This is a genomic window from Staphylococcus sp. Mo2-1 (genome assembly GCF_046721385.1).
Taxonomy (GTDB): Bacteria; Bacillota; Bacilli; order Staphylococcales; family Staphylococcaceae; genus Staphylococcus; species Staphylococcus equorum_A.
In genome coordinates this window covers 1,655,349-1,676,920 of sequence record NZ_JBEUUK010000001.1, presented here as the reverse complement: position 1 = coordinate 1,676,920, position 21,572 = coordinate 1,655,349, and the positions used below count along the sequence as shown (strand labels likewise).

The 21,572-nt window shown below is 34.6% G+C and carries 22 protein-coding genes and 8 pseudogenes; 24 read left to right on the top strand and 6 right to left on the bottom strand.

Annotated features, from left to right (window positions below):
* The first annotated feature begins 5 nt into the window (after nt 1-5).
* Nucleotides 6-3,209, top strand: a pseudogene (locus ABLV95_RS08615) (efflux RND transporter permease subunit).
* 212 nt (nt 3,210-3,421) lie between these two features.
* On the opposite strand, the gene mspA reads toward ABLV95_RS08615, so the two are convergent.
* Nucleotides 3,422-3,739 (bottom strand): membrane stabilizing protein MspA, encoded by a 318-nt coding sequence (gene mspA, locus ABLV95_RS08610; protein WP_046465826.1) that lies wholly within the window; start codon nt 3,737-3,739, stop codon nt 3,422-3,424.
* A 64-nt stretch (nt 3,740-3,803) separates the two neighbouring features.
* Nucleotides 3,804-3,980 (bottom strand): SE1832 family protein, encoded by a 177-nt coding sequence (locus tag ABLV95_RS08605; RefSeq protein ID WP_002511448.1) that lies wholly within the window; start codon nt 3,978-3,980, stop codon nt 3,804-3,806.
* Between the two features lie 149 nt (nt 3,981-4,129).
* On the opposite strand from ABLV95_RS08605, the gene ABLV95_RS08600 reads away from it, so the two are divergent.
* A complete protein-coding gene (locus ABLV95_RS08600; protein WP_460872834.1) occupies nt 4,130-5,038 on the top strand; it encodes an AEC family transporter in 909 nt (302 codons plus the stop codon).
* Between the two features lie 75 nt (nt 5,039-5,113).
* Here ABLV95_RS08600 and ABLV95_RS08595 read toward each other — a convergent pair.
* The 3 genes and pseudogenes from ABLV95_RS08595 to ABLV95_RS08585 all read right to left on the bottom strand — a co-directional run bounded on the left by ABLV95_RS08595 (nt 5,114) and on the right by ABLV95_RS08585 (nt 8,050).
* Nucleotides 5,114-5,907: pseudogene (locus ABLV95_RS08595) on the bottom strand (glucose 1-dehydrogenase).
* Between the two features lie 168 nt (nt 5,908-6,075).
* Complete coding sequence (locus ABLV95_RS08590) at nt 6,076-6,933, bottom strand: RhaT/GlcU family sugar-proton symporter (protein WP_460872833.1); 858 nt, start codon at nt 6,931-6,933, stop codon at nt 6,076-6,078.
* Between the two features lie 246 nt (nt 6,934-7,179).
* Nucleotides 7,180-8,050, bottom strand: a pseudogene (locus tag ABLV95_RS08585) (GNAT family N-acetyltransferase).
* Nucleotides 8,051-8,171: 121 nt separating this feature from the next.
* On the opposite strand from ABLV95_RS08585, the pseudogene ABLV95_RS08580 reads away from it, so the two are divergent.
* Together ABLV95_RS08580 and ABLV95_RS08575 are read left to right on the top strand one after the other, a co-directional pair.
* Nucleotides 8,172-10,312 (top strand): annotated as a pseudogene (locus ABLV95_RS08580) (DNA topoisomerase III).
* A 110-nt stretch (nt 10,313-10,422) separates the two neighbouring features.
* Nucleotides 10,423-11,757, top strand: coding sequence for an NCS2 family permease (locus ABLV95_RS08575; RefSeq protein ID WP_046465820.1), 1,335 nt, complete (start codon nt 10,423-10,425; stop codon nt 11,755-11,757).
* Between the two features lie 314 nt (nt 11,758-12,071).
* Here the strand turns inward: ABLV95_RS08575 and ABLV95_RS08570 are convergent, their stop codons facing one another.
* Nucleotides 12,072-12,458, bottom strand: coding sequence for a hypothetical protein (locus ABLV95_RS08570; RefSeq protein ID WP_427706742.1), 387 nt, complete (start codon nt 12,456-12,458; stop codon nt 12,072-12,074).
* 359 nt (nt 12,459-12,817) lie between these two features.
* Here ABLV95_RS08570 and rpsJ point away from each other — a divergent pair, with 359 nt between their 5' ends.
* The 20 genes and pseudogenes from rpsJ to rpmD all read left to right on the top strand — a co-directional run bounded on the left by rpsJ (nt 12,818) and on the right by rpmD (nt 21,569).
* Nucleotides 12,818-13,126 (top strand): 30S ribosomal protein S10, encoded by a 309-nt coding sequence (gene rpsJ, locus ABLV95_RS08565; RefSeq protein ID WP_002482611.1) that lies wholly within the window; start codon nt 12,818-12,820, stop codon nt 13,124-13,126.
* A gap of 27 nt (nt 13,127-13,153) precedes the next feature.
* Nucleotides 13,154-13,813 carry a 50S ribosomal protein L3 gene (gene rplC / locus ABLV95_RS08560; RefSeq protein ID WP_021338403.1) on the top strand — a complete coding sequence of 220 codons (660 nt, stop codon included), beginning with the start codon at nt 13,154-13,156 and terminating at the stop codon, nt 13,811-13,813.
* A gap of 26 nt (nt 13,814-13,839) precedes the next feature.
* Nucleotides 13,840-14,463, top strand: a complete 624-nt coding sequence (gene rplD / locus ABLV95_RS08555) for a 50S ribosomal protein L4 (protein ID WP_002506965.1) — start codon at nt 13,840-13,842, stop codon at nt 14,461-14,463.
* The gene (gene rplW / locus ABLV95_RS08550) at nt 14,463-14,738 is read left to right on the top strand and encodes a 50S ribosomal protein L23 (RefSeq protein WP_002506966.1); all 276 of its coding nucleotides are present in this window, start codon (nt 14,463-14,465) and stop codon (nt 14,736-14,738) included. Before rplD ends, rplW begins: the two co-directional genes overlap by 1 nt.
* Nucleotides 14,739-14,766: 28 nt before the next feature.
* Nucleotides 14,767-15,604 (top strand): annotated as a pseudogene (gene rplB / locus ABLV95_RS08545) (50S ribosomal protein L2).
* A gap of 64 nt (nt 15,605-15,668) precedes the next feature.
* Nucleotides 15,669-15,948, top strand: a pseudogene (gene rpsS, locus ABLV95_RS08540) (30S ribosomal protein S19).
* Nucleotides 15,949-15,976: 28 nt separating this feature from the next.
* Nucleotides 15,977-16,330: a 50S ribosomal protein L22 gene (rplV, locus tag ABLV95_RS08535; protein ID WP_002482617.1), complete on the top strand. Its 354-nt coding sequence runs from the start codon at nt 15,977-15,979 to the stop codon at nt 16,328-16,330.
* 23 nt (nt 16,331-16,353) lie between these two features.
* Nucleotides 16,354-17,010 (top strand): 30S ribosomal protein S3, encoded by a 657-nt coding sequence (rpsC, locus tag ABLV95_RS08530; RefSeq protein ID WP_460875354.1) that lies wholly within the window; start codon nt 16,354-16,356, stop codon nt 17,008-17,010.
* Between the two features lie 2 nt (nt 17,011-17,012).
* Nucleotides 17,013-17,448 (top strand): annotated as a pseudogene (gene rplP, locus ABLV95_RS08525) (50S ribosomal protein L16).
* Nucleotides 17,438-17,647, top strand: a complete 210-nt coding sequence (gene rpmC / locus ABLV95_RS08520; protein WP_002506970.1) for a 50S ribosomal protein L29 — start codon at nt 17,438-17,440, stop codon at nt 17,645-17,647. Before rplP ends, rpmC begins: the two are co-directional and overlap by 11 nt.
* A gap of 26 nt (nt 17,648-17,673) precedes the next feature.
* Nucleotides 17,674-17,937 carry a 30S ribosomal protein S17 gene (gene rpsQ / locus ABLV95_RS08515; RefSeq protein ID WP_002506971.1) on the top strand — a complete coding sequence of 88 codons (264 nt, stop codon included), beginning with the start codon at nt 17,674-17,676 and terminating at the stop codon, nt 17,935-17,937.
* A 30-nt stretch (nt 17,938-17,967) separates the two neighbouring features.
* Nucleotides 17,968-18,336 carry a 50S ribosomal protein L14 gene (rplN, locus tag ABLV95_RS08510; protein WP_002506972.1) on the top strand — a complete coding sequence of 123 codons (369 nt, stop codon included), beginning with the start codon at nt 17,968-17,970 and terminating at the stop codon, nt 18,334-18,336.
* 41 nt (nt 18,337-18,377) lie between these two features.
* Nucleotides 18,378-18,695, top strand: a complete 318-nt coding sequence (gene rplX / locus ABLV95_RS08505; RefSeq protein WP_460872829.1) for a 50S ribosomal protein L24 — start codon at nt 18,378-18,380, stop codon at nt 18,693-18,695.
* A gap of 25 nt (nt 18,696-18,720) precedes the next feature.
* Nucleotides 18,721-19,260, top strand: coding sequence for a 50S ribosomal protein L5 (gene rplE / locus ABLV95_RS08500; protein ID WP_046465816.1), 540 nt, complete (start codon nt 18,721-18,723; stop codon nt 19,258-19,260).
* A 21-nt stretch (nt 19,261-19,281) separates the two neighbouring features.
* Nucleotides 19,282-19,467 carry a type Z 30S ribosomal protein S14 gene (locus ABLV95_RS08495; RefSeq protein WP_460872828.1) on the top strand — a complete coding sequence of 62 codons (186 nt, stop codon included), beginning with the start codon at nt 19,282-19,284 and terminating at the stop codon, nt 19,465-19,467.
* 30 nt (nt 19,468-19,497) lie between these two features.
* The gene (rpsH, locus tag ABLV95_RS08490) at nt 19,498-19,896 is read left to right on the top strand and encodes a 30S ribosomal protein S8 (protein WP_002506975.1); all 399 of its coding nucleotides are present in this window, start codon (nt 19,498-19,500) and stop codon (nt 19,894-19,896) included.
* A 27-nt stretch (nt 19,897-19,923) separates the two neighbouring features.
* Complete coding sequence (gene rplF, locus ABLV95_RS08485) at nt 19,924-20,460, top strand: 50S ribosomal protein L6 (RefSeq protein ID WP_046465815.1); 537 nt, start codon at nt 19,924-19,926, stop codon at nt 20,458-20,460.
* A gap of 31 nt (nt 20,461-20,491) precedes the next feature.
* The gene (gene rplR, locus ABLV95_RS08480; protein ID WP_460875351.1) at nt 20,492-20,854 is read left to right on the top strand and encodes a 50S ribosomal protein L18; all 363 of its coding nucleotides are present in this window, start codon (nt 20,492-20,494) and stop codon (nt 20,852-20,854) included.
* A gap of 20 nt (nt 20,855-20,874) precedes the next feature.
* Nucleotides 20,875-21,373, top strand: a pseudogene (gene rpsE / locus ABLV95_RS08475) (30S ribosomal protein S5).
* A gap of 16 nt (nt 21,374-21,389) precedes the next feature.
* Nucleotides 21,390-21,569, top strand: a complete 180-nt coding sequence (gene rpmD / locus ABLV95_RS08470) for a 50S ribosomal protein L30 (protein WP_021338399.1) — start codon at nt 21,390-21,392, stop codon at nt 21,567-21,569.
* Nucleotides 21,570-21,572: the final 3 nt, after the last annotated feature.

Sequence of the window (21,572 nt, the reverse complement as noted above, 5' to 3'; positions counted from 1 at the left end):
AGTGCATGATAAAAAAATTACTACAGTTTTCATTAGGAAATAAATTTGCAATATTCTTAATGGTCTTGTTAGTTATATTAGGCGGCATATACTCGAGTTCCAAAATGAAACTCGAACTATTACCCGATGTTGAACCACCAATGATTACAATACAAACAGCATTACCGGGTGCGACTCCAGAAACAGTAAAGGAAGACATTAGTGATAAAATAGATAGTCAAGTTAGGTCTATGTCTGATGTTAAGAGCGTGAGCGCTCAATCTATACAAAATGCTTCAATGGTAACTGTAGAATATGAAGAAACTGCAGATATGGATAAAGCAGAAAATGATTTACAGAAAGAAATCGATAAGATTAAATTTGATGAAGAGGTTGAGGAACCAGAACTAACAAGAAGTTCAATGGATGCATTTCCTATCGTAGCTTATTCATTTAGTAATAAGGAAGATAACCTCAAAGATACGACAAGTAAAATTAACAACGAACTGATTCCACGTTTAGAAACAATTGAAGGTATACAAACTGCACAACTTAACGGTCAAACGTCACGAGAAGTATCTGTGAAATTTGATCAAGAAAAATTACAGGAAAGTGGTTTGAGTGCAGAAAGTGTTCAACAATTTCTAAAGAGTGCTACAAGTGAAACACCTCTCGGGTTATTCCAATTTGATAAGACAGAAAAGTCTGTTGTCATTGATGGTCAATTTACATCCGTAGATGCATTGAAAGATTTAGAAATCCCACTAACTGCGGGTGCTGGATCTAGCGCTCAAGGACAAAGTGCAAGTGATTCAGGTCAACAAGGTGCGAGCACAAAGTCAAGGTGGTGCGGGAGCTTCTTCACAAGGTTCTGCAATGCAAGGTGCCGGAGCAAGTAGTGGCTCAGGTGGTGAAAGCGTACCATCAGTGAAGCTAGATGATATTGCTGACGTCTCTGTAGGGGATGTACGTGAATCTATTTCAAAAACAAATGGTAAAGACGCGGTGAATGTACAGGTTACTAAATCACAAGACGCCAATACTGTAAAAGTAGCTGAAGATACCAAAAATGAAATCGATAAATTTGTTAAAGAAAATCCTGATGTCAATTCAACTAAAGTCATGGATACAGCGAAACCTATTCAAGACTCTCTTTACACTATGATTGAAAAAGCAACCTTAGGTACAATGGTTGCGATTATCGTTATCTTACTATTCTTAAGAAATATTAGAACGACTGCAATTTCAATCGTATCCATACCAATGTCTATCTTAATAGCGATGGTGGCATTAAAATTATCAGATGTTTCATTAAACATTCTTACTTTAGGCGCATTAACTGTTGCCATAGGGCGTGTAATTGATGATTCAATTGTAGTAGTAGAAAATATATACAGACGTTTGTCAGATAAAGATGAGAAATTAAGCGGAGATAAATTAGTTATAAGTGCTACAAGTGAAGTATTTAAACCAATTTTATCATCTACTATAGTGACAATTATTGTATTCTTGCCACTTGTCTTTGTAACAGGTTCCGTAGGTCAAATGTTTAGACCATTTGCCCTAGCAATTGCTTTTAGTTTATTAGCATCACTTCTTGTTTCTGTAACGATTGTTCCGAGCATTAAGTGCAACATTCTTTAAAAAGGGAATTAAACAACGTAGAGAAAAGAAATTAGGTTTGATAGGTAGTAATTACAAAAAAGTATTAAACTGGTCATTAAATCATAAATGGATTGTAATTATAATTAGTACACTCATTTTGATAGCAAGTATTGGACTGGGTCTTGCTAAACTTGGAACAAGCTTTATTTCCACAGGGGAAGATAAGTATATGGCACTTACATATACGCCGGAACCCGGTGAAACTGAAGAAGGCGTTCTAAATCACGCAGAAGAAGTACAGAAATATTTAAATAAAAAAGATAAAGTGAATACAGTTCAATATTCAGTGGGTGGTGCAACGCCGACAGATCCTACTGGAAGTTCAAATAGTATGGCAATAATGGTGGAATATGATTCCAACACACCAAATTTTGATGAAGAACCTGATAAAGTGCTTAGTCATATTGAAGAATATAAACACCCTGGTACTTGGGGTAACCAAGATATGGGCACCGGCACAGACAACAAAGCATTAGAAATTGCAGTAACTGGTCCATCATTAGATTCAATTGAAGGAACTGTAAAAAAAGTTGAAGACGAAATGAAAGATGTTAAAGGACTAGCTAATGTTAAGTCAGACTTATCACAAACTTATGAGCAATATAATATCAAAGTCGATCAAAATAAAGCTTCAAGCTATGGCTTGTCAGCTTCGCAATTAGCAATGACATTAAATCAAAATACACCTGAACAAACGGTTACGACTGTTAAAGAAAAAGGTAAATCCATAGATGTAAAAGTTAAAGAAGATAAAGATAAAAACTGGACAGAAGAAAAATTAGAAAGCACAGAAGTACAAACACCAACAGGTCAATCTATTGAGTTAAGTGAGATTGCCGATTTAGAAAAATCATCTACACCTAATAAAATTGAAACAGAAGCCGGTGATTACACTGCAACAGTTTCTACAAAAGTAACAAACGATGATGTCGGTGGCATGGCTCAAAAAGTAATATCTAAAGTAAACGATATAGATAAGCCTAATAACGTAGAAACAAAAGTAGGCGGGGCTAATGAAGATATAAGCAAAGCTATATCACAATTAGTATTAGCAATGATAGCGACAATAATAATTGTTTATTTAGTGCTTGTTCTGACGTTCAAAGGCGCACTCGCACCATTTACAATTCTATTCTCTCTTCCATATACTGTTATAGGTGTAGTAATCGCTCTTGTCTTAACGGGTGAAACGATATCCGTACCAAGTATGATTGGTATGCTCATGCTGATTGGTATCGTAGTAACAAATGCGATTGTGTTGGTAGATAGAGTTATTAATAAAGAAAAACAAGGTCTGGAAATGAAAGAAGCGTTATTAGAAGCTGGTGGTACGCGTATTAGACCGATTCTTATGACAGCTATAGCTACAATTGGCGCATTATTACCAATGTTGTTTGGTGAAGATAGCTCAATTATTATTTCAAAAGGTATGGCGGCTGACAGTTATAGGTGGATTAATTTCATCTACGCTATTAACGTTAATTGTAGTACCTGTTATATACGAAATACTATTTAGCTTGAAAGATAAAATTATTAATAAACGTAATAAGAAAAACAAATCATAGATAAATCATATTAGGATGTATGAATGAATTCCTACAGAAAAACTGCTTACACAGTCTTATAACATGTGTAAGCAGTTTTATTTGTTTTTATATAAAAGGGACGGTATAAATCATTTTTCTTAGTACTTATCTTGTTAGTTAACTGAAAATAATGCACTATGCAAAAAGAGTATTGAAATAGATAACTACTTCAATACTCAATATTTAAATAATTAATATAATACTAATGCTAAAATAGCGTATACCACAAATAGTATAACGGTAATAATATTTAAGATCTGAACGCCTTTAGAATCTTTTTTACCGTTTTTGAAAGCTGTGATTTCTACATTGCCAACGATAAGTAATAGTACGATGAATACCCACCAGTTTATTGCGGGGAAAGATAATGTTGTAATTGCTACAACAAATAATAAGAGCAAGGCCATAATAATACGTAAAATGCGTGTAATGATTGTCGGCATTTTAAATATACTGATGTAGCTTACTATAAGATATAATATTGGTAAAAAGATAAGGTACAGTTGCATTGAATTACATCCTTTCTATGTATGCACTTAATCTTAGCATGTAAAAAATTGATTTACTAGGATGTTATTTACGTTCTTTTTGACTAATTTCTGAACGTACAGATGCAATTTCTTTTTCTATGTCTTCAAGTTGTCGTAATAATGGGTCAACTTGTTGATTAACGGATTCTCTTTTTTCAAGGTCACCTTGTAGTCTCACGTAATCATATTTTAGTTCAGCTAATTTTTCTTTTAAATCCATTTTTACACACTCCTTTTGTATGCGGCATTGGCCACACTGTTTTAGTTTAAATTATAACATGAAATTGAAAGCTTCTAAAATAACCGAGTTATATGTTAAAGTATGAAAATGGAATGAAAACGAAACGATGTAATGAAAGAAGGTTTATTGTGACTCAACAATTTATCATAATTATTTTACTTATTGCATTAGGTTATGCACTTAAAAGAATTAATTACTTTAAGGCAAACGACAGCCAAGTTTTTGCAACATTAGTTCTAAATGTCACATTACCTTCACTCGTGATAGTTAATTTAAACGAAGCAGATTTAGATATATCACTTTCTATCTTACCTATAATGATGATTTTGTATGGTGCTATAACAAAAATAATCATGGTATGGTTCTTCATGAAATATGACAACCAAATACGAGGGACAACGGGTATGATGATGGCTTCTCTAAATATAGGCTTATTTGCATATCCATTGGTAGAAGCAATATGGCCCAATACTGGTATGATTTATTTTGGTATGGTAGATATTGGTGGCGCGATTATTATGTTTGGAGTTACTTACTTTGTTGGAAGCTATTTTAGTAGTTCAGGTGATAGCTTTGATTTTAAATATCTAGCGAAAAATCTTCTTAAATCAGTGCCGTTAATGACATATATCATCATGTTTATTTTAAATATGCTCAATATTCATTTTCCGGATCCAGTAATTGATTTCTTCTCTGTATTATCAGGCGCTAATATGCCATTATCAATGATTTTGATAGGGTTAATGTTGAATTTTAGTATAGATAAACGATTTTTACCAATCGCAATGAAGTACATTTTATTACATTACGGTTTAGGTATTATCGTCGGGTTACTCGTATATTTCTTTTTACCAGTTGATGATCAAATGGTAAAAACAACACTACAAGTTGCATGGTTATTACCAGTAGGTGTAGCAATAATACCTTATGCGATTCAATTTAAATATAAGACATTACCACTGGTTGGCATGGTCACTAATTTAACAATTGTTATTAGTATAATTATATTATATATTTACCAAGCTTTATTTGTATAAATAAAAGCACTCCTGTTATTTTACAGGAGTGCTTTTTGCTGTCTCTAATGACTGATAACCAGATTAAATGTTAGCTTAACCTTTACCACCCATAAATGCAGGATAATTAGTCATGCCACCATCGACATATATTGTTGTGCCATGAATATAATCCGCTAAGTCAGAAGCTAAAAATCTTGCAACGTTAGCAACTTGACTAGCTTCTCCAATAATCTTAGATGGGATCATTTCTAATGTTTCTTCACGTGTTGTTGGATCAGAGAATTTTTCTTTCGTGTGTTCAGTAACGATAGCTCCCGGTGAAATATTATTAATACGAATACCATATTGTGCATATTCCATCGACATTGTTTCCATCATTAATTTTAATCCGCCTTTACTTGTCGCGTAGTTTACATAGTTTGGCCATGGAATTTTATCATGAACACTAGATGTGTTGATAATTACACCTTTTTTATCTTCTTTTAAAAATTGGTTTATAGCTGTTTTTGAACCTATAAATGCACCAGTCAAATTGACGTCAATTACTTTTTGCCATTCTTCTAAAGGCATTTCGTGTGTAGGGATAGGTTTTTCAAATCCAGCGTTATTAATTAAGATATCGAGTGTACCAAATTGATCTACAGCAGATTGAATTAAACGTTCTACATCATCTTCTTTTGATATATCAGCTTGTACCTTGATTGCCTTGCCGCCCAGCATCTTCAATTAATTGGATAGTTTGAGACACTACTTCTAAATGGCGTTCCGAGCGATAATTTATAACGACATTAGCTTTTTCATCACCAAACTGTTCTGCCATAGCTTTTCCAATACCGCTACCAAGCACCTGTAATCACTACAACTTTACCTTCTAAGTCCTTAAACATAATGTATGACGCCTCCTTGATAGTAATAGTATAAAACAAAAAGTTTAAGACAAATATTAAATGATTAGAGATGAAAGTCACTAATCATTCAATATGCAATGAAAAATTGTCGTTGCCTTAAACTTAATGTTGTTTATCTATTTGTAAAATGATGTTTGATTGTTAATGTTAACCTTTAATATTTCCGAGTACAAAGGCAACAATGACAATGAGAACAATACCAGCCCATATGCCAGTCATTTGACGTTTGTCTTTACGCTCACCTAATAGGAAAATACCGCCAAGTGTAGATACGATGACTAATAATTGGGATAATGAAAAACTCGTTGCTACACCGACTTTGGGTTGTGAATAGAACATAAATAAATTACCTATCCCCCAAATTACACCAGGAATTAAATTCCATGCAGTACTTTTTATTGATGTTTCGTGTTTAGCTGATAGTATTAAGCCACCAATCGCCATACCTATAGATTGGAAGAAAAGGGCATTCATTCCATCTACACCGAAGATTTGAGCTACAACTACATACACGACGTAACCAACAGTAGAAATTAGTAATATAGGCATTGCTTTACCAAAGTTTTTCGTGTTTTCTGATGCTTCATTTTTGCCTTTAATAGACGTCATAGCAATACCAATAACGAGTAATACCATAGCGAGTAGGCCTAATGTAACTTGAGTACCAGTACTCCATTCACCTAAAAATACAGCACTAAATAATGTTGTACCTACTAATTGTAAACCAGTAGAGATAGGCATAGTTTTAGACACACCAATTAAACTAATTGATTTCAATTGGTAGCCCTGACCAAGTGCCCAAAAAGCACCTGAAATTAAACCGACAATAATAATAGTGGGGTCACCAAATTCAGCATTGCCAGTTAATAATAAAATAATACCAATGATTAATGCACCAAATGTAGTACCTCTAATTTGGTTATAGGGGCCACCACCAACAAGCACATTAATTAAAACAACACTCCCCCAAAATAACGCGGGTAAAAGGGCAATTAATATATCCATACTTTATATTCACTCTCTCTCTATTTAAATAATACTTTCCTTTCAAAACAACTACTTAGATTGCCCTTGTATGGTATTTTAAAGCAAAATATTAATATAGTAAAAAATATTAGATTATATGCAAAATTATTTTGTATCATTGTGAAATATAACCATTATCGGTTTTTGGCATTAAAAAAAGAATAATTAAAATAAGCTTAAAATTTGGAGATATTCCAAACTTTAAGCTTATAAAGGTATAGCGAATTAAATATGAGCAACGACGTATTTAAATTTTTTATATTCATAATTGATATTAAAGCCTAGCTCATTAAAACGTTCAACGAGTGTCGTGTTTTTACTACGTATTTTGAAAAAAACTTTTTCTATATCGTGATTAGTAAACGCGATGTGTATGGCGTGTGATAGTAAATCAAATGCTATGCCTTTAAGTCTATAATCAGAGTGCGAAGAAAAATATTTGATTTCTGCTTTATGACTATTTTCAAATATTTGAAGGTAGAGATAACCTTTCAGTAGTCCCTCAGACATAAACATAAATAGGCGATGATGCTCATCTAGTGATTCAACAATTTCATCAGCAGTCATTACATCATGTTTAAATGTGTGTTCATGCAATTTACTAAATAAACGATAGTAAGTCGGCTGATATTCTGTGATGTTTTGTGCGTGCTCAATTTCACCAATATCTTGTGATGCTACTAAATAATAATCTGTAAAGCTATAAGAAGATTGGATAGCTTTCATAAAATCTAAATAATTTTGTTCTGTTTCTTCAAAAGAAAAGTTGAAACTCGTAGATTCAGATTTGCTCTGTGCTAATGTTTCAAATAAGTTTTGAAAGGCTGAAACTGATGGTGTAACTGATTTATTTACGAAAGGGCCAAGAACTTTATATTTATTTTGCTCATATTGAAACGCTGATATTAACATGATGATTTGATCTTGATCATCCATCTGTGCATAGACGCCTGGGTCTTCGATGAGTTGCTTTATATTAGTTGTAATATCTTTATGTGCTTGGTGGTAATTTGTATAAATAAGAAGCTGAACGATAATCTGCGTTAATTATAAACTGTTCTATCTGGTCATAGTCGTTTAATTTGATAGTTTTCATAAAATACCTCCGTCTGTAAACTATTAAGTTAATTATAGGAACTTTTTGATATAAATGGAAGTTTCGATGTGCTATATACATGTTACAATAAATATTATATTGAAATTGAAAGGGCGAAATTATGAAATCACTAATTATAGCTGAAAAACCTTCAGTAGGTAGAGACATTGCAAATACTTTGAACGTTAATGAAAAGCGCAATGGCTATTTTGAAAATAATAAATATATAGTTACTTGGGCGTTGGGTCATTTGGTAACGAATGCAACGCCAGAACAGTATGATAATAATTATAAAGAATGGAAACTTGATGTTTTACCCATTATACCAAATAAAATGAAAACTGTTGTTATAAGTAAGACAAGAAAGCAATTTTCAACAGTGCAATCTTTAATTAAGAACAATAATGTTAAAGACATCATCATTGCAACTGATGCTTGGTAGAGAGGGCGAACTTGTAGCGCGATTAATATTAGATAAAGCACATAATCAAAAACCAATTAAACGTTTATGGATTAGTTCTGTAACAAATAAAGCAATTAAAGATGGTTTTAATAAACTGCAAGATGGACGTAAATATGACAATTTATATCACGTCGCATTAGCACGCAGTGAAGCAGATTGGATTGTTGGTATCAATGCAACAAGAGCATTGACAACCAAATATGACGCGCAATTGTCACTGGGTCGTGTGCAAACACCAACAATACAATTAGTACAAATGAGACAAAATGAGATTAATCAATTCAAACCACAGACTTATTTCACAATGAAATTGAATGCAGGTGGCCTTAACTTCCAATGTACTAAACCTCAATCACATCCTGATAAAACTGTTTTTGAAGGTATCAAGAAGGAAATTGAAGGACAAGTAGCAACGATTGAAACAATAACTAAAAGTCATAAAAAATCATATCCACAGCAATTGTTTAGTTTAACTGATTTGCAACAAGAAGCTTATAAACGCTATCACTTAGGGCCTAAAGAGACTTTAAATACATTACAGGCGTTGTATGAAAGACATAAACTTGTGACGTATCCACGTACAGATTCAAATTATTTAACTGATGATATGGTAGATACGCTCAAAGATCGTTTGCAAGCAATTATGGCTACAACTTTAAAAGACATAGCAAAAGGGCAAATGTCACAATCGTTTTCTGCTAAACAAAGATTTGTAAATAACAGTAAGGTATCAGATCATCACGCTATCATACCAACAGAAGTACGTCCTGATATGAATCAATTAAGCCAACGAGAATCAAAAATATACATGATGATTGCGCAAAGATACTTAGAAAATCTAATGCCACCTCATGAATACGAAGCAGTTTCTATAGAATTAAATGTGGGTGGATATAACTTTACTTTTAAAGATAAAATCACTACAAAATTAGGTTTTAAAGCAGTCTATGATACTCAAGAAAAAGCAAATGAACAAATTGCTCAAATGCAAAAAGGTGCAACACTTAAAATCACTCGTGTGAACATAGAGCAACATGAGACAACACCTCCGAGCGTATTTTAATGAAGGAACTTTACTCAAAGCGATGGAAAGCCCTCAGAAATTCTTTGCATTAGATGATAAAAAACATAATGATACATTAAAAGAAACAGGCGGTATTGGTACTGTAGCAACCAGAGCGGATATCATAGAAAAATTATTTAATATGAATGCGATTGAAGTACGTGATGGCAAAATAAAAGTAACTTCTAAAGGAAAACAAATTTTAGAATTAGCACCAAAAAAACTTACTTCTCCGTTACTGACAGCAGAATGGGAAGAAAAACTTTCACTCATTGAACAAGGTAAATATGATGTGAAACAGTTTATATCAGAGATGAAGCAATTTACGAACGACGTTGTATCTGAAATTAAGGAAAGTGAACAAAGCTATAAACATGACAATTTAACTACAACTGAATGTCCAACTTGCGGTAAATTTATGATTAAAGTTAAAACGAAAAATGGACAAATGCTAGTTTGTCAGGATCCTACGTGCAAAACGAAAAAGAATGTTCAAAGAAAAACTAACGCACGTTGTCCTAATTGTCATAAAAAAATGACGTTATTCGGAAGAGGGAAGGACGCTGTTTATCGCTGTGTTTGTGGTCATACTGAAAGTCAGACTCAAATGGATAAACGACATAAAAATAAAAAGTCAGATAAAATAAATAAAAAAGATATGAAAAAATATATGAATAAAGATGAAGGTATAGAGAACAACCCATTCCAAGATGCACTAAAAGGCCTTAAATTCTAAAATAATCGAACAAACGAAATATATATTTTAACAAAGTTCGTGTTTGCTATTGTAAAATAGTTAAATTGATATTAAAATATGTAGGTATTTTAAAAAAAGGAGAACTAACTGTGAAAAAGTATTTCAAGTTTGATAAACATGGAACAAGCTATAAGAAAGAGATACTTGGTGGGCTAACGACTTTCTTATCTATGGCATACATTTTAGCTGTTAACCCTCAAGTACTTAGTTTAGCAGGCGTTGAAGGCGTGTCTGACGATATGAAAATGGATCAAGGTGCTATTTTCGTTGCCACAGCACTTGCGGCTTTTGTTGGCTCACTATTTATGGGGCTAATTGCACGATATCCGATTGCTTTAGCACCTGGTATGGGCTTAAATGCATTCTTTGCATTTACTGTTGTATTAACTATGGGCATTCCTTGGGAAGTCGGTTTAACTGGAGTACTATTTTCTGGTTTAGTATTTGCAGTCCTCACAATGACGGGGCTACGGGAAATAATCATAAACGCAATTCCTTTTCAGATGAAAATGGCAGTGTCTGCAGGAATCGGGTTATTTATCACATTTGTAGGGTTACAAAGTTCAGGTATTATTGTTGCCAATGATTCTACGTTAGTTACATTGGGGCAAATTACTGACGGACCTGTACTCTTAACTATATTTGGTATCATTATCACTGTTATACTCTATGCAGTTAGAGTGCCAGGAGCAATATTTATTGGTATGATGCTTACATCTATTCTTGGTATGATTACTGGTCTTATACATACGCCAAGTGGCATTGTAGGTCAAGTGCCAAGTATTGAACCAACTTTCGGTGCGGCTTTTGAAGCCTTTAAAGATCCATCGCAATTATTTACTGTTCAATTTCTAATTGTTATCCTAACATTCTTATTCATAGATTTCTTTGATACAGCAGGAACTTTAGTAGCAGTAGCTAGTCAAGCTGGTATGATGAAAGATAACAAACTTCCAAGAGCTGGACGTGCACTTTTTTCAGACTCATTAGCGACAATTGTAGGTTCGATTTTTGGTACCACAACAACGACTACATATATTGAATCAACATCAGGTGTTGCTGTCGGAGCACGGACAGGATTTGCAAGTGTAGTAACAGGTTTTTGTTTCTTATTAGCGATATTCTTTAGTCCGCTTATGGAAGTAGTGACGAGTGCAGTTACCACACCTGCATTAGTTGTAGTTGGTGTCTTAATGGCTTCAAACTTTGCAGAAATAGATTGGAAGAAATTTGAAGTTGCAGTACCAGCTTTTGTCACAATAATCATGATGCCTTTATCATATTCAATTGCGACAGGTATTGCTTGCGGATTTATATTCTATCCAATTACAATGTTAATCTCTAAAAGACATAAAGAAGTACATCCTATCATGTATGGTTTAATGGTATTATTTATTCTCTATTTCGTGTTTGTTCACGGATAAATCAAAAGCACATTGTTGAACGTCAAAGCGACGCAACAATGTGCTTTTATATTTTACAAATAATTAACTTGGAACTGTTTAGAAATCGTATAAGGTATTATACATCAAATACATATTATACAAGAAGTAAAAACAAGTTTCTTCATTATAATAGCAATTTATGAAAAGGTAATAAAAGTTATGCTGTTAATAAAGAATCGATTTACCCAATTGGTATGATTTAACCAAACAAAGACTCATATAATATACGCTCGATGAAAAATAGTTAATCCTAACTAACAGAACTTATAAAAAAATTTAAAAAGAAAGACTAATTATTTTTGAGTTTCTCTATATTCTGTATATACTACTTTTGCATTTTTGTTAGCTACATACAGAGGAGTTGAAAAGAGTACGAATATAAAGAAAAGCATTAAAAAGAATAAAATCCAATGCACAACCATACCGATGAAAGGTAAAAATGCAATGAATGAACCAATAACACCTAATAATGGAATAACCATCATTGGTTTAATTGAGTTTTGTTTATCTACTATGAGTATTATCATAGTTACAAGGTATAATAGGGCGTTAATGAGTAATGGTTGCCAACCAAAACTAAGAATAATGCTACCACCAAGAAATGGAATACCATAAACAAACTCTCCTATTAGGAGTATAAAGCTCAAAATTATAAGCGTAGTACGAATACCCCTTTTCATATCATATCACCACCTAATATCTACTATTATAAAACAAACCAATGGATTTCAATAACAATAAGTAATAATGAATTCTAGAGATTCAAAAAGATTTTTAAAAAGATTTCAAAAAAGGTTGAAGTGATTAGCGTATTCAAGTACAATAACAAAGTATGTGTTAGACAAAAAGTATAAAAACTTTTGCAGAAAAGCTTGATTAATCACTGCTTTTCATGTAACATATCTAATGTTGGACTTTAAGAACACGCGATGAAGCGAAAGGTTACTGACACACCCGGCCGCTTTGCCATGGCGCTGTGTGAGATAGTTTTCGTGGAGAAGTCTATCACTTAAATGTAGACGAATAAGGAGGGAAAATTATGGCAAAACAAAAAATCAGAATCAGATTAAAAGCTTATGATCACCGCGTAATCGATCAATCAGCAGAAAAAATTGTTGAAACAGCAAAACGTTCTGGTGCAGATGTATCTGGACCAATTCCGTTACCGACTGAAAGATCAGTTTATACTGTAATTCGTGCCGTGCATAAGTACAAAGATTCACGTGAACAGTTCGAACAACGTACACATAAACGTTTGATCGATATTGTTAACCCTACACCAAAAACAGTTGATGCTCTTATGGGCTTAAACTTACCATCTGGCGTAGACATCGAAATCAAATTATAATAGAAAAATTTAGGAGGTGGACTTTCGATGACCAAAGGAATCTTAGGAAGAAAAATCGGGATGACACAAGTTTTCGGAGAAAACGGTGATTTAATCCCAGTAACAGTAGTAGAAGCAAGCCAAAACGTTGTATTACAAAAGAAATCTGAAGAGATTGATGGTTACAACGCAATACAAGTAGGCTACGAAGATAAACGAGCTTATAAAAAAGGTAGTAAAACAAGCAAATATGCTAACAAACCAGCTGAAGGCCATGCTAAAAAAGCAGGCACAGCACCTAAGCGCTTCATTCGTGAATTCAAAAACGTTAATGTTGATGAATACGAAGTAGGTCAAGAAGTCTCAGTTAATACATTTGAAGCTGGAGACGTAATTGATGTAACAGGCGTATCTAAAGGTAAAGGTTTCCAAGGTGCCATTAAACGTCATAATCAAGCACGTGGTCCAATGTCACATGGTTCTCATTTCCATAGATCACCTGGTTCAATAGGTATGGCATCAGATGCTTCAAAAGTCTTTAAAGGACAAAAAATGCCTGGACGTATGGGTGGAGACACAGTAACAGTTCAAAACTTAGAAGTAGTTCAAGTTGACACTGAAAACAATGTAATTTTAGTTAAAGGTAATGTACCTGGACCTAAAAAAGGTTTCTTAGAAATCACTTCATCAATTAAAGGTAATAAATAATATAGAATGAAAGGAGGATATGCATAATGGCAAATTATGATGTATTAAAAGTAGATGGAACTAAATCAGGTTCAGTTGAATTAAACGATGCAGTATTTGCAATCGAACCAAACAATAGTGTTCTTTTTGAAGCAATTAATTTACAACGTGCTTCATTACGCCAAGGTACACACGCTGTCAAGAACCGTTCAGCAGTACGAGGCGGCGGAGCTAAACCATGGAGACAAAAAGGTACAGGACGTGCGCGTCAAGGTACAATCCGTGCTCCACAATGGCGTGGTGGTGGTATCGTATTCGGACCAACACCAAGAAGCTACTCATACAAAATGCCTAAGAAAATGCGTCGTTTAGCATTACGCTCAGCATTATCTTATAAAGTACAAGAAAAAGGTTTAACTGTTGTTGATACATTAAACTTAGAAGCTCCAAAAACTAAAGAGTTCAAAACTGTACTTTCAAATTTAGAACAACCTAAAAAAGTATTAGTAGTTACTGAATCAGAAGATGTAAACGTAGCATTATCTGCTCGTAACATTCCTGGTGTACAAGTTACTACAGCTCAAGGTTTAAATGTTCTAGATATCACAAGCGCTGACAGTGTAGTAATTACAGAATCAGCTGCTAAAAAAGTTGAGGAGGTGCTAGGATAATGGAAGCAAGAGACGTTCTTAAGCGCCCCGTAATCACTGAAAAATCATCTGTCGCTATGGCAGAAGACAAATACACATTCGACGTTGATACTCGTGCTAATAAAACACAAGTTAAAATCGCTGTTGAAGAAATCTTTGACGTAAAAGTTGCTAATGTAAACATCATCAACTACAAACCAAAGAAAAAACGTATGGGCCGTTACCAAGGCTATACAAATAAAAGACGCGTAGCAATTGTAAAATTAAAAGAAGGATCAATCGATCTATTCAACTAAAACATTACCAATAAGGAGGTAAACGACAATGGCTCTAAAAAAATACAAGCCAATTACTAATGGTCGTCGTAATATGACTGGTTATGATTTCTCAGAAATCACTGAAACAACTCCAGAAAAATCATTATTACAACCGCTACCGAAAAGAGCGGGACGAAATAACCAAGGTAAATTGACAGTTCGCCATCGCGGTGGAGGACATAAACGTCAATACCGTGTTATTGATTTCAAACGTAATAAAGACGGCATCAACGCTAAAGTTGATTCAATACAATATGATCCAAACCGTTCAGCAAACATTGCATTATTAGTTTATGCTTGATGGAGAAAAACGCTATATCATCGCTCCAAAAAACCTTAAAGTAGGTCAAGTATTGGAAAACGGTGAAAATGCAGATATCAAATTAGGTAATGCATTACCATTAATTAACATCCCAGTAGGTACAGTAGTACACAATATCGAGTTGAAACCTGGTAAAGGTGGACAAATCGCTCGTTCAGCTGGTGCTAGTGCACAAGTACTTGGTAAAGAAGGTAAATATGTTTTAATCAGATTAAGATCTGGTGAAGTACGTATGATTCTTTCAACTTGCCGTGCTACTATTGGTCAAGTTGGTAACATCCAACATGAACTTGTTAACGTTGGTAAAGCAGGACGTTCTAGATGGAAAGGTAAACGCCCAACAGTTCGTGGTTCTGTAATGAACCCTAACGATCACCCACACGGTGGTGGTGAAGGACGTGCACCTATCGGTATGCCATCTCCAATGTCACCTTGGGGTAAACCTACGCTTGGTAAGAAAACTCGTCGTGGTAAAAAATCTTCAGACAAACTTATCGTTCGTGGACGTAAGAAGAAAAAATAAAAATGACTTATTTGCGTGTGCGGCATGATTGTCGCACGCTCACAATAAGAAGGGAGGCGCCACTATGGCTCGTAGTATTAAAAAAGGACCTTTTGCTGACGATCATCTAAAGAAAAAAGTTGAGGCTCAAAGCGGAAGCGAGAAAAAACAAGTAATCAAAACTTGGTCACGTCGTTCAACTATTTTCCCTGATTTTATCGGACATACATTCGCAGTATATGATGGACGTAAACACGTACCTGTATTCGTAACTGAAGATATGGTTGGTCATAAATTAGGAGAATTCGCACCAACACGTACTTTTAAAGGTCATGCGAGCAGATGACAAAAAAACTAGAAGATAACTTCTAACAAGTAGAGGAGGAAATTCGAATGGAAGCAAAAGCGGTTGCTAAAACAATAAGAATCGCACCTCGTAAAGTTAGATTAGTATTAGATCTAATTAGAGGCAAGAGCGCTGGTGAAGCTATAGCGATTTTAAAATTAAAAAACAAAGCTTCATCACCAGTAGTTGAAAAATTATTAATGTCCGCTTTAGCAAATGCTGAACATAACTATGACATGAACACTGATGAATTAATAGTTAAAGAAGCTTATGCTAATGAAGGACCAACATTAAAACGTTTCCGTCCACGTGCACAAGGCCGTGCAAGTGCGATCAACAAACGTACAAGCCACATTACAATCGTCGTAAGTGACGGTAAAGAAGAAGCTAAAGAAGCTTAATAATCTTTTAAGGAGGGAACACTGTGGGTCAAAAAATTAATCCAATCGGACTTCGTGTTGGTATCATCCGTGATTGGGAAGCTAAATGGTATGCAGAAAAAGACTTCGCATCATTATTACACGAAGATTTAAAAATCCGTAAGTTTATTGATAACGCATTAAAAGAAGCATCAGTTTCTCAAGTTGAAATTGAGCGTCTTGCTAACCGTATCAACATCGCTATTCATACTGGTAAACCAGGTATGGTAATCGGTAAAGGCGGTTCAGAAATTGAAAAATTACGTAATAAATTGAACTCATTAACAAGCAAAAAAGTACACATCAACGTTATTGAAATCAAGAAAATTGATTTAGATGCTAAACTTGTTGCTGAAAATATTGCAGTACAATTAGAAAACCGTGCATCGTTCCGTCGTGTACAAAAACAAGCTATTACTAGAGCTATGAAAAATGGCGCTAAAGGTATCAAAACACAAGTTTCAGGTCGTTTAGGCGGAGCTGACATCGCTCGTATTGAGCAATATTCAGAAGGAACTGTTCCACTTCATACACTACGTGCCGACATTAGTTATGCACATGCAGAAGCTGACACTACTTACGGTAAATTAGGTGTCAAAGTATGGATTTATCGTGGAGAAGTTCTTCCTACTACTAAGAACACTAGTGAAGGAGGAAAATAATAATGTTACTACCAAAACGTGTAAAATATCGTCGCCAACATCGTCCTAAAACAACTGGTCGTTCTAAAGGCGGTAACTATGTAACATTTGGTGAGTATGGTTTACAAGCAACTACAACTTCTTGGATCACATCTCGTCAAATCGAATCAGCTCGTATTGCAATGACACGTTTCATGAAGCGTGGCGGGAAAGTTTGGATTAAAATCTTCCCACATACACCTTACACTAAAAAACCTTTAGAAGTACGTATGGGTGCTTGGTAAAGGTGCGGTTGAAGGCTGGATTGCAGTAGCAAAACCAGGTAGAATTTTATTTGAAATCGCAGGCGTTGACGAAGAAGTTGCGCGCGAAGCATTACGTTTAGCTAGTCACAAACTTCCAGTGAAAACTAAGTTTGTAAAACGTGAAGAATTGGGTGGTGAAACAAATGAAAGCTAAGGAAATTAGAGACTTAACCACTTCAGAAATCGAAGAACAAATTAAATCTTCAAAAGAAGAGCTTTTTAACCTACGCTTTCAGTTAGCAACAGGTCAATTAGAAGAAACTGCACGTATTCGCACGGTAAGAAAAACGATTGCACGTCTAAAAACTGTTGTTCGTGAAAGAGAAATTGAACAAGGTAAAGCTAATCAATAATTTAATTTAAAGAGGAGGTTACTATAGTGAGCGAAAGAAATGATCGTAAAGTTTATGTAGGTAGAGTCGTTTCCGATAAAATGGATAAAACTGTAACTGTACTTGTTGAAACATACAAAATGCACAAATTATATGGTAAACGAGTAAAATACTCTAAAAAATACAAAACTCATGATGAAAACAACTCAGCTAAATTAGGGGACACAGTAAAAATACAAGAAACACGTCCTTTATCGGCAACTAAACGTTTCCGTTTGGTAGAAATTGTTGAAGAATCAGTTATTATTTAATAAATAGTGAAGATAAAGGAGGTTTAACTCATGATCCAACAAGAAACACGATTAAAAGTAGCAGATAACTCTGGTGCACGTGAAGTTCTTACAATTAAAGTATTAGGTGGATCTGGTCGTAAAACAGCGAATATTGGTGACGTTATCGTAGTAAGTGTTAAAAATGCTACACCAGGTGGCGTTGTCAAAAAAGGTGAAGTAGTTAAAGCTGTTATCGTACGTACTAAATCAGGCGTACGTCGTAACGATGGTTCATACATCAAATTTGATGAAAATGCATGTGTCATTATTCGCGACGATAAAGGCCCACGCGGTACTCGTATCTTTGGACCTGTTGCACGTGAATTACGTGAAGGCAACTTCATGAAAATTGTATCATTAGCTCCAGAAGTACTTTAATAATACATTTATAAATATATAAATTTAAGGAGGTGCCACACATGCATATCAAAAAAGGTGACAACGTAAAAGTTATCGCAGGTAAAGACAAAGGTAAAGAAGGTAAAGTTGTTGCAACTGAACCTAAAAAAGACCGTGTCGTTGTGGAAGGTGTCAATACAATCAAAAAGCACCAAAAACCAACTCAATTTAATCCTGAAGGTGGAATCTTAGAAACAGAGGCAACAATCCATGTTTCTAACGTACAATTATTAGATCCTAAAACGAATGAACCAACACGCGTAGGTTATAAATTCGAAGATGGCAAAAAAGTTCGTATCGCTAAAAAATCAGGCGAAGAAATCAAAACTAATAATTAATAACTAATTGAAAGGAGGATCCACTGTGAACCGTTTAAAAGAAAAATTCAACTCTGAAGTTACTCAAAACTTAGTGAAACATTTCAACTATAGTTCAGTAATGGAAGTGCCGCAAATTGATAAAATCGTAGTAAATATGGGTGTCGGTGACGCTGTACAAAATACTAAAGTATTAGATGATGCTGTAGAGGAATTACAAGCTATCACTGGTCAAAAACCATTAATCACAAAAGCTAAAAAATCTGTTGCAACATTCCGTTTACGTGAAGGTATGCCAATTGGTGCTAAAACAACTTTACGTGGTGAAAGAATGTATGACTTTTTAGATAAATTAATTTCTGTATCACTACCTCGTGTACGTGACTTCCGTGGTGTATCTAAATCTGCATTTGATGGCAGAGGTAACTACACTTTAGGTGTTAAAGAACAATTAATTTTCCCTGAAATCGACTATGACCGAGTAAGTAAAATACGAGGAATGGATATCGTTATCGTAACAACTGCTAACACTGACGAGGAAGCTCGTGAATTGTTAACACAATTCGGTATGCCATTTCAAAAATAATCTCTAAAGGAGGCTAATTAAGTGGCTAAAACTTCAATGGTTGCTAAGCAACAAAAAAAACAAAAGTTCCAAGTACGTGAATATACTCGTTGTGAACGCTGTGGTCGTCCACATTCCGTATATCGTAAATTCAAATTATGCCGTATTTGTTTCCGTGAATTAGCTTATAAAGGCCAAATCCCTGGCGTTCGTAAAGCTAGTCGGTAATATAAAAAGTCTGAAAGGAGGCAACAATCAATGACAATCAACGATCCAATTGCAGATATGCTAACTCGTGTAAGAAACGCCAACATGGTGCGTCACGATAAATTAGAATTACCTGCTTCAAACATTAAAAAAGAAATTGCTGAAATTTTAAAAAGTGAAGGTTTCATTAAAAACGTAGAATTTGTTGAAGACGATAAACAAGGGGTTATCCGTTTATTCCTTAAATATGGTCAAAACAATGAACGTGTTATCACTGGATTAAAACGTATTTCTAAACCAGGTTTACGTGTTTATGCTAAAGCTAACGAAGTACCTAAAGTACTTAACGGTCTTGGCATTGCATTAGTTTCTACTTCAGAAGGTGTTATCACTGATAAAGAAGCAAGAAAACGTAATATCGGCGGAGAAATCCTAGGTTACGTTTGGTAATAATAAATAACAAGGAGGTGCGATAACATGAGTCGTGTTGGTAAAAAAATTATTGACATCCCTAGTGACGTAACAGTAACTATTGAAGGCAATACAGTAACTGTTAAAGGTCCTAAAGGTGAATTGTTTAAAACTATGGATGAAAGAATGACATATAAACAAGATGAAAGTACTTTAGAAGTTGTGAGACCATCTGATTCTAAAGATGATAAAACAGTACATGGTACAACTCGTACTTTAATTAATAATATGATCATCGGTGTTAAAGAAGGATACCAAAAAACATTAGAACTAGTAGGTGTAGGTTACCGTGCTCAAATGCAAGGTGAAAACTTAATCCTTAATGTTGGCTATTCACACCCAGTTGAAATTAAAGCTGATAATGGTGTTAGTTTCGCTGTTGAAAAAAATACTAAAGTTACAGTAACTGGTATTTCTAAAGAAGCAGTTGGCGCTATCGCTTCAAACATTCGTGCAACAAGACCACCAGAACCGTATAAAGGTAAAGGAATTCGCTATCAAGGAGAATTCGTTCGCCGTAAAGAAGGTAAAACTGGTAAATAATAAATAACTTTCAAAAGAAAGGAGTAATAAAATGATCAGCAAAATTGATAAAAACCAAGTGCGTTTGAAAAGACATGCTCGTGTCCGTAATAAATTGTCAGGCACAGCTGAAAAACCACGTTTAAACATCTATCGTTCAAACAAACATATTTACGCACAAGTTATCGATGATGTTAATGGCAAAACATTAGCACAAGCATCAACACAAGAAAAAGACTTAGCAAATGAAACAGGTTCAAAAGTTGAACTTTCAGCTAAAGTCGGCGAAACTGTAGCTAAAAGAGCTAGCGATAAAGGTATTAAAACAATTGTTTTTGACCGTGGAGGATATTTATACCATGGCCGTGTTAAAGCCTTAGCAGATGCGACTCGTGAAAATGGATTAGAATTTTAATTTGAAGGAGGGACATTTACATGGCTCGTAGAGAAGAAGTGAAAGAATTTGAAGAACGCGTTGTTACAATTAACCGTGTTGCTAAAGTTGTAAAAGGTGGTCGTCGTTTCCGTTTCACTGCTTTAGTAGTGGTTGGAGATAAAAACGGTCGCGTTGGATTCGGTACTGGTAAAGCACAAGAAGTGCCAGAAGCAATCAAAAAAGCAGTAGAAGCGACTAAGAAAGATTTAGTAGTTGTTCCACGTGTTGAAGGTACAACACCTCACATTATTAATGGTCGTTTCAGTTCAGGTAATGTTTTAATGAAACCAGCAGACACCAGGTACTGGTGTTATTGCAGGTGGCCCTGTTCGTGCGGTATTAGAATTAGTCGGTATCACTGATATCTTAAGTAAATCTTTAGGATCAAATACACCAATCAACATGGTTCGTGCAACAATTAATGGATTAAAAAACCTTAAAAATGCTGAAGAAGTTGCGAAATTACGCGGCAAATCAGTAGAAGAATTATACAATTAAGGAGGGAAAATAAGTTATGGCTAAAGTACAAATTACCCTCACTCGTAGTGTTATAGGTCGTCCAGAAACACAACGTAAAACTGTTGAAGCTCTAGGTTTGAAAAAAACGAACTCTTCAGTAGTTGTTGAAGATAACCCTGCTATTCGTGGGCAAATCAACAAAATAAGTCACTTAGTGACAGTAGAAGAAAAATAATTA

What these genes read in the sequence shown, in the direction of transcription:
- mspA (WP_046465826.1), bottom strand. Translation starts at nt 3,739, where the DNA reads ATGCAACTGTACCTTATCTTTTTACCAATATTATATCTTATAGTAAGC.
- ABLV95_RS08605 (WP_002511448.1), bottom strand. Translation starts at nt 3,980, where the DNA reads ATGGATTTAAAAGAAAAATTAGCTGAACTAAAATATGATTACGTGAGA.
- ABLV95_RS08590 (WP_460872833.1), bottom strand. Translation starts at nt 6,933, where the DNA reads ATGGATATATTAATTGCCCTTTTACCCGCGTTATTTTGGGGGAGTGTT.
- ABLV95_RS08570 (WP_427706742.1), bottom strand. Translation starts at nt 12,458, where the DNA reads ATGAAAAGGGGTATTCGTACTACGCTTATAATTTTGAGCTTTATACTC.
- rpsJ (WP_002482611.1), top strand. Translation starts at nt 12,818, where the DNA reads ATGGCAAAACAAAAAATCAGAATCAGATTAAAAGCTTATGATCACCGC.
- rplC (WP_021338403.1), top strand. Translation starts at nt 13,154, where the DNA reads ATGACCAAAGGAATCTTAGGAAGAAAAATCGGGATGACACAAGTTTTC.
- rplD (WP_002506965.1), top strand. Translation starts at nt 13,840, where the DNA reads ATGGCAAATTATGATGTATTAAAAGTAGATGGAACTAAATCAGGTTCA.
- rplW (WP_002506966.1), top strand. Translation starts at nt 14,463, where the DNA reads ATGGAAGCAAGAGACGTTCTTAAGCGCCCCGTAATCACTGAAAAATCA.
- rplV (WP_002482617.1), top strand. Translation starts at nt 15,977, where the DNA reads ATGGAAGCAAAAGCGGTTGCTAAAACAATAAGAATCGCACCTCGTAAA.
- rpmC (WP_002506970.1), top strand. Translation starts at nt 17,438, where the DNA reads ATGAAAGCTAAGGAAATTAGAGACTTAACCACTTCAGAAATCGAAGAA.
- rplN (WP_002506972.1), top strand. Translation starts at nt 17,968, where the DNA reads ATGATCCAACAAGAAACACGATTAAAAGTAGCAGATAACTCTGGTGCA.
- rplX (WP_460872829.1), top strand. Translation starts at nt 18,378, where the DNA reads ATGCATATCAAAAAAGGTGACAACGTAAAAGTTATCGCAGGTAAAGAC.
- rpsH (WP_002506975.1), top strand. Translation starts at nt 19,498, where the DNA reads ATGACAATCAACGATCCAATTGCAGATATGCTAACTCGTGTAAGAAAC.
- rplF (WP_046465815.1), top strand. Translation starts at nt 19,924, where the DNA reads ATGAGTCGTGTTGGTAAAAAAATTATTGACATCCCTAGTGACGTAACA.
- rplR (WP_460875351.1), top strand. Translation starts at nt 20,492, where the DNA reads ATGATCAGCAAAATTGATAAAAACCAAGTGCGTTTGAAAAGACATGCT.
- rpmD (WP_021338399.1), top strand. Translation starts at nt 21,390, where the DNA reads ATGGCTAAAGTACAAATTACCCTCACTCGTAGTGTTATAGGTCGTCCA.